The following is a 9,713-nucleotide window of genomic DNA, read 5'->3' on the forward strand; positions in this document are numbered from 1 at the left end:
CCACGAAGGCGTCCAGGACGGCCGCAGACTCCTCGATCGATCGGCTCACGACCTCGGACGCGTTCAGGAGCGCCATCTTCTCGCCCATGCCCGCCATGAGGGTGTTGGGGTCGGTGGCCTCGGCCTCGGACATCGCCTCGGCCATGCGGTCGAGGTTGGCGATGATGCCGTTGATGCCGTTCGTAACGAACCGGGTGCCGTCGAGCTCGCGGACCGCCTCGGCGAGGCGCCGGCTCCAGACGGCCCCGTGGGGCGTGGCGAGTTCGAGGATCTCGTTGCCGATCGAGTAGAGCACGACGCTGGGGTGATTGGCATCCTTCGCCACCATCGCCTCGACGTCGCGGCGCCAATCGTCCGCGAAGCGCACCGAGTGATCGAAGGCGCTCTTGGCCCGGGTCCAGACGTCGCCCAGTTCGTCCATGACGACCATGCCGTGGCGGTCGCACGCGTCGAGCATCGCCCGGCTGGCCGGGTTGTGCGAGCTGCGAATCGCAGTGAACCCCGCCTCTTTGAGTAGCCGGATGCGACGATCCTCGGCGGCGGGGATCGCGACGGCACCGAGCGGACCGTTGTCGTTGTGCACGCAGGCGCCCCGGAGCGTGACGCTCTCGCCGTTGATGCGGAGGCCGTGCACGGTGTCGAGCTGGAGCGACCGGATGCCGAACGGCACGGCGTCCTCGTCGAGCGCGACACCGTTCGCCTCGTCGACGAGCGACGTGCGCAGCCGGTACAGCTGCGGGTCGTCGATGCCCCAGAGGCGCGCCCCGGCGACGACGAGGCGCTGACGGGCGACCGCGCTGTCACCCGGAAGGACGGATACCGGGGACTCACCCCGCGCGACGACCGCACCGTCGGGATCGGTGATTTCCCACCGCGCGCGAACGGTGCGCGTGTGGCGGGTGCCGTTCTCGACACGGGTCGCAACTTCGACGATCGCGCGCTCGTGGTCGATGTCGGGGGTCGTGACGCGGCTGCCGTCGAGCGCGATGTGGACGGGGTCGGCGACCACGAGGTGGACGGGGCGATGGATGCCGGCCCCGGTGTACCAGCGGGAATCGCGGTGCACCCGCGCCTCGACGGTGATCCGGTTCGCCTCGCCGAAACGGAGGAATCCGTCGAGGACCACCGTGAACGCGGCGTAGCCGCTCGCCTCGTGGGCGGCGTGGGAGCCGTTCACGAACACCACGGCATCGCGGTAGACGCCCTCGAACTCCACCCGCACGGTCTTCTCGCGCCACCCCTCGGGGACGTCGAGAACATGCACGTATTCGAACACGCCGCCCGGGTAGTAGCCGGAAGTCACGCCCTGCGGGCTCGCGGGGTCGCGGGGCAGATCGCGGAGGGCGTCATGCGGGAGCACGACCGGAACCGCGGCCGTGGCGGCGTCGCGCTGCTCGAACGCGCCGAGCTTGGGCCCCACGGTCCAACCGTGGAGCAGGGGCGTGCGGATCACGACGCGTCTTCCGCGACGGCGTCGAGGAGGTCCTCGAGGGCCGTGAGGTCGAACCCTCGCACCATCGCGCGGAAATACTCCGCCAGCGCCTCGGCCATGTCGGTCGACGTCGGGTCGAGCAGCCACTGCACTTGGAGTCCGTCCATGAGCGCGATGGTCGAGACCGCCGCACGGCCGGGATTCACTCCCGAGGCGAGTCGACCGGCCGCCGCGATGCGTTCGAACGCGCGACCCACGCTCGTGCGCACCTCTTCGTAGCGGCGACGGAAGTAGTCGTGCGCCGGGTGATCGGGGGCGGTCGCCTCGGCGGAGACGGCGCAGTACAGTTCGACCACGCCGGGCACCGACGCGTTGTGGCGGGCGAGGGCGACGAGGTTGCGCAGCGTCTCGACCCCGTCGTCGTCGTCGAAGTCCACGATCGCCCGCGCGAGCTCGTCGCGATGATCGAGCACCGCCTGCAACAGCGCGCTCTTGCGCGGGAAGTGGTGCAGCAGACCGGCCTCGCTCATCCCGACGCGCTGTGCGATCTCGCGCAGCGAACCGGAACGGTAGCCCGCCTCCGCGAAGACCTCGAGGGCCGCGTCCAGGATCGCCTGCCTCGTCCCCTCGGACTTCGCATACTCGCCCCGCTGTCGCCGGGGGGTCCGCGGCCTGTCGGTCATCGCTTCACCGTACCGCCACGACGACGCGATCTCGTCGGCGTGGGAGCCCTCTCACGATCCGTTTTACAACGAATTCCTAGTGATCGCTAGTTTTTTGGCTCAAAAATCTAGCGATCACTAGGAATTGGTGTTAGCTTCTCGCCGCAGGGTCGCTCACCCGAGCCCCGCACCACAGAGAAGAGGACAAGGATGTTCCGATGGAAGGCCACAGCAGCCCTCGCCGTCGCAGCGGCGTTGACACTGACCGGTTGCGCCGCGAATGACACCGGTGGCGGGGAGGCCGGCGCTCAGCTGACTCTCGGCGCGATCATCGCTCCCACCAGTTACGACATCGGCGCCGGCGCCGAATACGGCAACCGCAGCCCCTTCTTCCAGGCCGTCTTCGACACGCTCCTGCAGAAGAACTCCCAGGGCGAGATCGAGCCGTGGCTCGCGACCGCGTGGGAATACAACGCGGACAACACCGTCCTGACGCTCACGCTGCGCGACGACGTCTCGTTCACCGACGGCACGAAGCTCGACGCCGCTGCGGTCGTGGCCAGCCTCGAGCGCTTCCGCGACGGAACGTCGCCGCAAGCGGCGACGTTGACGGGCAAGGAGTTCGCCGCACCCGACGCCACCACCGTGACCATCACCCAGGCCGCACCCGACCCGTCCCTGGTCAACCTGCTCTCGGTCGCGCCCGGCCTCGTGGAGGCCCCGTCCTCGTTCGACAACCCCGACGTGTCGACCAACCCGGTCGGCTCCGGGCCCTACATCCTCGACACTGCGTCGACGGTGACGGGCACCACGTACGTCTACACGGCCAACCCCCAGTACTGGAACAAGGACGCCGTGAAGTACGACAAGCTCACGATCAACGTCTTCGACGACACCACGGCGACCCTCAACGCCATCAAGGCCGGCGAGCTGAACGGCGCCAAGATCGCCGACAACAACACCATCTCCGAGGTCGAAGGAGCCGGCTGGACGATCGAGTCGAACGAGCTCGACTTCCAGGGCCTCCTGCTGCTCGACCGCGCCGGCACCATGGCGCCCGAGCTGGCCGACGTGCGCGTCCGTCAGGCGATCAACATGGCGTTCGACCGCGAGGCACTGCTGCAGTCGCTGCAGACCGGCTACGGAACCGTCACCGAGCAGGTCTTCCCGCGCACCTCGGTCGCGTACGACGAGAAGCTCGACTCCACCTACGGCTACGACCCCGCGGCAGCCAAGAAGCTCCTCGCCGAGGCCGGGTACCCCAGTGGTTTCACGCTCAACATGATGTCGACGCCCGCCTTCCAGCAGACGTTCGACCTCGTCCCCCAGCAGCTCGCCGACATCGGCATCACGGTCAACTACACCGACCCCGGCACGGGCAACTTCATCTCGGACATGCTCGCTCCGAAGTACCCCGCCACCTGGATGGCCCTCGAGCAGAACCCCGACTGGCAGCTCATCAACTTCATGATCGCTCCGACCGCGACCTTCAACCCCTTCAAGTACGAGGACCCGAAGGTCGACGCGCTCATCTCGACGATCCAGACCGGCAGCCAGAGCGAGTCCGACGCCGCCGTGAAGGAACTGAACAAGTACATCGTCGACCAGGCCTGGTTCGCCCCGTTCTTCCGCGCGCAGGGCACCTTCGCCACCGACCCGAACACGAACCTCGAGTTCTGGCCGACCAACGCCTACCCGTCGATCTTCGGCTTCTCGCCGAAGAACTGACCCGTCGACCGGCCCGCCCGCACGTCGGGTGGGCCGGTCCGCCCCGAGGGACTACACATGTTCGCATTCATCGTGCGCCGGCTGCTGTCCGGCGTCGTCCTCGTCGCGGTCATCTCGCTGCTGGCCTTCACCCTGCTGTACGCCGCCGGCGGCGACATCGCCCGGCGCATCCTGGGCGAGACGGCGACCCCCGAGACGGTCGCGAAGAAGACCGAGGAGCTGGGCCTGGACCGGCCCCTCCTCACCCAGTACACCGATTGGCTCAGCTCGGCCGTCACGGGGAACCTCGGCCGCAGCTGGTTCAACGGAGAGCTCGTCTCGGTCAGCGTCTCCGGGCGGCTGGGCGTGACGCTGTCCATCGTCATCGGCGCCACGCTCGTCTCGGCGATCCTCTCCATCCTCTTGGGCGTCCTCGCCGCTCGCCGCGGAGGAGCAGTGGATGCCGCTGTGCAGTTCCTCTCTCTCGTCGGCTTCGCCGTCCCGGGATTCCTCATCGCCCTCTTCCTCGTCCTCGTCTTCGCCGTGAACCTCGGCTGGTTCAAGGCCACCGGATTCACGCCGCTGACGACCTCGTTCAGCGGATGGCTGGCCTCGGTCGTCCTCCCGATCACGGCCCTCTCCATCGGAGCGATCGCGACCGTCGCACAACAGGTGCGCGGTTCGGTCCTGGATGCCACCTCCCGCGACTACGTCCGCACGCTCCGCTCGCGCGGCCTCAGTGAGACCTCCGTCATCTACAAGCACGTGCTGCGCAACGCCGGGGGTCCGGCGCTCGCGGTCCTGGCCGTGCAGTTCGTCGGCCTCCTCGGCGGCGCCGTCATCGTCGAGCAGATCTTCGCCATCCCCGGGATGGGACAGCTCAGCGTGCGCGCGACGAGCCTCGGTGACATCCCCGTCGTCATGGGCCTGGTGATCGCGTTCGCGATCATCGTCGTCGTCGTCAACCTCCTCATCGACCTGGCCCAGGCCGCTCTCAACCCGAAGGTGCGACTGTCATGACCGCCATCGACGTCCCTCCCGCCGTCCCCGTCGCCCCCGTGCGCGTGGCGCTGTTCCGGCGCCTGCTGCGTCGACCCGTCGGCATGGTCTCGCTCGGATTCCTCGCGATCATCGCCCTCCTGGCCTTCATCGGCCCGCTGATCGCGCCGCAGGATCCCAACTTCGCCGACATCCGCGCCATCCTCGCGGGACCGAGCCCCGCGCACCTGCTCGGGACCGACGGCAGCGGCCGCGACGTCCTGTCGCGACTGCTCGCCGCCACCCAGACGAGCATCGCCGCCGCCCTCATTGCGGTCGTCGTCGCCGTCGTCCTCGGCGTGGTGAGCGGCCTGATCGCCGGCTACTACCAGGGGTGGTTCAATACCGCTGCCACGTGGGTCACCGAGCTGAACATGGCCCTCCCCGGCATCGTCGTGCTGCTGGCCGCCCGCGCGGTCGTCGGCCCCTCGGTGTGGGTGTCGATGGTGATCTTCGGCATCCTGCTCTCGCCCGGGTTCTTCCGTCTGGTGTACGCCTCGGTCACGGCCGTGCGCGGCGAGCTCTATGTCGACGCCGCCCGGGTCTCGGGGCTCAGCGACGCCCGCATCATCGGCCGCCACGTGCTCTCGGTCGTGCGGGCGCCCATCATCATCCAGGCCGCGATCGTGTCGGGCATCGCCATCGCGATCCAGTCGGGGTTGGAGTTCCTCGGGCTCGGCGACGTCAACGTCCCCACGTGGGGTTCGATGCTCACCGACGGCTTCAAGAACATCTACAAGAACCCGGTGCTGCTGATCTGGCCGTCGCTGGCGATCGCCCTGACCTGCATCGCCCTGACGCTCCTCGCCAACGTCCTCCGCGACGAGCTCGAGCGCACGGTGAGCGTGCGCCGTCGTCGGCGCCGCGCGGTCTCCAGCAAGACCGGCTCGATCGCCGCGGTCACGACCTCGGTCTCGCTCGGTGGCGGTGACATCATCGACCCGGACGAGCTCCCCGAGGTGGACTCCGACGTGTTCGTCCACGCGGACGACGCCCGCAGCACCTCGGCGGACACTCTGTTGCGCGTGCGCGATCTGCACGTGGGGTACGACCAGCCGGACGGCTCGCACATCGAGGTCGTGCACGGCGTGTCCCTCGACATCCGCAAGGGCGAGGTCCACGGCCTCATCGGCGAATCCGGCTCGGGCAAGTCGCAGACGGCCTTCGGGGTCCTGGGCCTGCTCCCCCGCGGCGGTTCGGTCACGGGCGGATCGATCCTCTTCGACGGGACCGAACTCGCCGACGCCGACGAGAAGGTCTACGGCGGGGTGCGCGGCAAGCGCATCGCCTACATCCCGCAGGAGCCGATGAGCAACCTCGACCCCGCCTTCACGATCGGGAGCCAGCTCGTCGAGCCGCTGCGCAAGAACCTCGGGCTGTCGAAGAAGGCCGCGCGCGAGCGCGCGCTCGAGCTGCTCGCCCGTGTCGGCATCCCCGACCCGCCGCGCACCTTCGACGCGTACCCGTTCGAGGTCTCCGGCGGCATGGCGCAGCGCGTCCTGATCGCCGGCGCCGTCTCCACCGACCCCGAGCTGATCATCGCCGATGAGCCGACGACCGCGCTGGACGTCACGGTGCAGGCAGAGGTGCTCGACCTGCTGCGCGACCTGCAGCAGGAGCGCCACATGGCGATGCTGCTCGTGACCCACAACTTCGGCGTCGTCGCCGACCTGTGCGACCGCGTGACGGTCATGCAGAACGGCGTGTTCGTCGAACAGGGCCCCGTGCGGGCGATCTTCAACGACGCGCAGCACCCGTACACGCGGGCGCTGCTGGACGCGATCCTCGACGAGGGTCCGGCACGGCCGCCGCTGGGCGCCGAGGAAGGGGTGCGGGCATGACCGCTCCGCTGCTCACCGTCGACGACCTCGTCGTCGAGTACCCGGGCAAGGGCTTCCGCGCCCAGCCGTTCCGCGCCCTGAAGGGCGTCTCGCTGGACATCCTCCCCGGCGAGACGGTGGGCTTGGTCGGCGAGTCCGGGTCGGGCAAGACGACGCTCGGACGCGCCGTCCTGGGCCTCGCCCCCGTCACCGGCGGCACCGTGACGTACGACGGTCGCGACATCTCGCACCTGGGCCGCTCCGAGCGTCGCGCGCTGAGCTCGGAGATCCAGGTCGTCTTCCAGGACCCGTACTCCTCGCTCAACCCGTCGATGACGATCGAGCAGATCCTCGCCGAGCCGTTGACCGCCTCGGGCGTCGCCGGGCCCGAGGCGCGCTCGCGCGTGCGCGACCTGCTCGACCAGGTGGGCCTGCCCTCCGATGCGCGCAGCCGCCTTCCCCGGGAGTTCTCGGGCGGGCAGCGTCAGCGCGTCGCGATCGCCCGCGCCCTGGCGCTCCGCCCGAAGCTCATCGTCTGCGACGAGCCCGTCTCGGCGCTCGACCTGTCGACGCAGGCGCGCGTGCTCGACCTGTTCATCGACATCCAGAACCGCACCGGGGTGGCGTACCTGTTCATCACGCACGACCTCGCCGTCGTCCGTCACATCAGCCACCGCGTGGCCGTGATGTACAAGGGCGAGATCGTCGAGACCGGACCGGCCGACCGCGTGACCTCTGCACCGGAGCACCCCTACACGCAGCGTCTGTTCATGGCCGCGCCCGTCCCCGACCCCGACCGTCAGGAGGAGCGCCGCATGGCCCGTCGCGCGCTCCTGGCCTCCTCGGCATCCTGACCCGTCCTCCCTTCGCACCCGGAAAGAACACCGTGACTCTTCCCTCCACCTCCCTGTCCGCCCCCGCGACGGAGCACCTGGTCCCGCTCCTGGAGCAGCTCACTCTCGAGCAGAAGGTCGCCCTCGTCCAGGGCGCCGACTTCTGGACGACCGTGCCACTCCCCGAGATCGGGCTGCGGGCCATGACCCTGTCGGACGGGCCCGCCGGGGTCCGCGGCCCCCGGTGGGACGAGCGCGAGCCCTCGCTGAACATGCCGTCGGGGTCTGCGCTCGCGGCCTCGTGGGACGTCGAACTGGCCTACCGGTACGGCGCGGCCGCGGCCGCCGAAGCGCGGCGGAAGGGGGTCGACGTGGTGCTCGGCCCCACGATCAACCTGCACCGCTCCCCGCTCGGCGGACGCCATTTCGAGTGCTTCAGCGAGGACCCGGAGCTCTCGGCCGAGCTCGCGGCCGCCTACGTCCGCGGCCTCCAGGACAACGGCGTCGCGGCGACGCCGAAGCACTACGTCGCCAACGACTCCGAGACCGACCGCTTCACCGTCGACGTCGACGTGGACGAGCGCGCGCTGCGCGAGCTGTACCTGGCGCCGTTCGAGCGCGCGGTCGAGGCCGGCGCGTGGTCGATCATGAGCTCGTACAACGCGGTCGACGGCGTGACGATGACCGAGAACGAGCTGCTCGAGACCCCGCTGAACTCGGAGTGGGGCTTCGACGGCGTCGTCATGAGCGACTGGACGGCCGTGCGTTCGCTCGCGGCGGCCACGGCGTCGCAAGACCTCGCGATGCCCGGGCCCGCGCCCGCGTGGGCCGATCTCGCCGAGGCCGTCCGCGACGGCCGCGTGCCCGAGGCGGACCTGGATCGTAAGGTCCTGCGCATGCTGCTCCTGGCCGAGCGCGTCGGCGCCCTCGGCGATGCGGCCGCTATTGAGCCGGCCCCCCTGGATGCCACGACCTTCGCCCGCGAGTCGGCGGTCGCCGGCACGGTCCTGTTGGCCAACGACGGCATCCTTCCCCTGGAGCCGGGTGCGGTCGCCTCCGTCGCCGTGATCGGGCAGAACGCTCGCGACGCGCGCACCCAGGGCGGGGGCAGCGCCACCGTCGTGCCCGAGCGGATCGTGTCGCCCCTCGAGGGTCTGCGGCACGCGTTCGGCGCCGAGCGCGTGTCGTACGAACTGGGCGCCGTGGTGCAGGAGGGAGTGGCCGAGATCCCGGTCTCGCAGCTGCGCAACCCCGCGACCGGGCAGCCCGGCGTGCGCGTGAGCTTCCTCGACGCGGACGGCCGCGAACTGTTCACCGAGGACCGACGGGCGACCGCCCTGGTGTGGTTCGGCGGCGACGCCCCCATCGCCGCCTCGCGCACCGTCGTGCTCGAGACGGTCTACACCCCCGAGTCCACGGGCGAGATCCAGCTCGGCTTCGCCGGCGCGAACCCCGGACGCCTCCTCGTCGACGGCGTCGTCGTGCTCGACGACGCCCCGGTGCTGGCGGGCACCGACCTGGGTGCGGCCTTCCTGAACCCGCCGTCCCTGACTGCCGCCGTGCGGGTGGAGGCCGGGCACGAGATCGTCGTCCGCGCCGAGTTCGACCGCTCCGACGACGGCGCGATCGCGGGAGCCATGTCCGTCACCCTCGGCATCGCCCCGGAGAAGACGGATGCCGACGCGCTCATCGCCCGCGCCGCCGCGTCCGCCGCGGACGCCGACGTCGCCGTCGTCGTGGTGGGCACCAACTCCCAGGTCGAGTCCGAGGGGTACGACCGCGTGTCCCTGGATCTGCCGGGACGTCAGGACGACCTCGTCCGCGCCGTCGCCGCCGCGAACCCGCGCACCGTCGTGATCGTCAACGCCGGATCGCCGGTCGTACTGCCGTGGGCCGCGGACGTCGCGGCGATCGTCCAGGGCTACTTCGGCGGCCAGGAGTTCGGCACGGCGCTCGCGGACGTCGTCACCGGCGCCGCCGAGCCCGGAGGCCGCCTCCCCACCACGTGGCCCGCGGCACTCGAGGATGTGCCCGTCCTCGACGTCGCTCCGCAGGACGGCGTTCTCCGCTACAGCGAGGGCATCCACATCGGCTACCGCGCGTGGCTGCGCGGCGACGCCCGGCCCGCGTTCCCCTTCGGCCACGGTCTGGGCTACACGAGCTGGTCGTGGGACGCTGCCGCGCGCGACGACGAGGAGCTCGTCGTGACCCTCACCAACAC

The 9,713-nt window shown here is 70.2% G+C and carries 7 protein-coding genes; 5 read left to right on the top strand and 2 right to left on the bottom strand.

All coding sequences use genetic code 11. From position 1 onward, the window contains the following. Both LQV45_RS11690 and LQV45_RS11695 read right to left on the bottom strand, forming a co-directional pair. On the bottom strand, positions 1 to 1,453 hold a 1,453-nt coding region (locus LQV45_RS11690), incomplete at its 3' end, for a glycoside hydrolase family 2 protein (protein ID WP_290370240.1). Beyond that, positions 1,450 to 2,115 carry a TetR/AcrR family transcriptional regulator gene (locus LQV45_RS11695; protein WP_230007178.1) on the bottom strand — a complete coding sequence of 222 codons (666 nt, stop codon included), beginning with the start codon at positions 2,113 to 2,115 and terminating at the stop codon, positions 1,450 to 1,452. The genes LQV45_RS11690 and LQV45_RS11695, both read right to left, overlap by 4 nt. Before the next feature lie 189 nt (positions 2,116 to 2,304). On the opposite strand from LQV45_RS11695, the gene LQV45_RS11700 reads away from it, so the two are divergent. The 5 genes from LQV45_RS11700 to LQV45_RS11720 form a co-directional block, all read left to right on the top strand. Next, positions 2,305 to 3,822 carry an ABC transporter substrate-binding protein gene (locus tag LQV45_RS11700; RefSeq protein WP_230007179.1) on the top strand — a complete coding sequence of 506 codons (1,518 nt, stop codon included), beginning with the start codon at positions 2,305 to 2,307 and terminating at the stop codon, positions 3,820 to 3,822. A 57-nt stretch (positions 3,823 to 3,879) separates the two neighbouring features. After that, on the top strand, positions 3,880 to 4,821 hold the full coding sequence (locus LQV45_RS11705) for an ABC transporter permease (RefSeq protein ID WP_230007180.1): 942 nt from the start codon (positions 3,880 to 3,882) through the stop codon (positions 4,819 to 4,821). Then, positions 4,818 to 6,680: a dipeptide/oligopeptide/nickel ABC transporter permease/ATP-binding protein gene (locus LQV45_RS11710; RefSeq protein WP_230007181.1), complete on the top strand. Its 1,863-nt coding sequence runs from the start codon at positions 4,818 to 4,820 to the stop codon at positions 6,678 to 6,680. Before LQV45_RS11705 ends, LQV45_RS11710 begins: the two co-directional genes overlap by 4 nt. Continuing rightward, positions 6,677 to 7,513 carry an ATP-binding cassette domain-containing protein gene (locus tag LQV45_RS11715; RefSeq protein WP_230007182.1) on the top strand — a complete coding sequence of 279 codons (837 nt, stop codon included), beginning with the start codon at positions 6,677 to 6,679 and terminating at the stop codon, positions 7,511 to 7,513. Before LQV45_RS11710 ends, LQV45_RS11715 begins: the two co-directional genes overlap by 4 nt. Positions 7,514 to 7,695: 182 nt before the next feature. Next, a partial coding sequence (locus tag LQV45_RS11720; RefSeq protein ID WP_230007183.1) for a glycoside hydrolase family 3 protein occupies positions 7,696 to 9,713 on the top strand: 2,018 nt, incomplete at its 3' end.

The organism is Microbacterium sp. Bi128 (genome assembly GCF_918698205.1).

Excerpts from the sequence above, each read along its gene's own strand:
- LQV45_RS11695 (WP_230007178.1), bottom strand. The coding sequence starts at position 2,115 with ATGACCGACAGGCCGCGGACCCCCCGGCGACAGCGGGGCGAGTATGCG.
- LQV45_RS11700 (WP_230007179.1), top strand. The coding sequence starts at position 2,305 with ATGTTCCGATGGAAGGCCACAGCAGCCCTCGCCGTCGCAGCGGCGTTG.
- LQV45_RS11705 (WP_230007180.1), top strand. The coding sequence starts at position 3,880 with ATGTTCGCATTCATCGTGCGCCGGCTGCTGTCCGGCGTCGTCCTCGTC.
- LQV45_RS11710 (WP_230007181.1), top strand. The coding sequence starts at position 4,818 with ATGACCGCCATCGACGTCCCTCCCGCCGTCCCCGTCGCCCCCGTGCGC.
- LQV45_RS11715 (WP_230007182.1), top strand. The coding sequence starts at position 6,677 with ATGACCGCTCCGCTGCTCACCGTCGACGACCTCGTCGTCGAGTACCCG.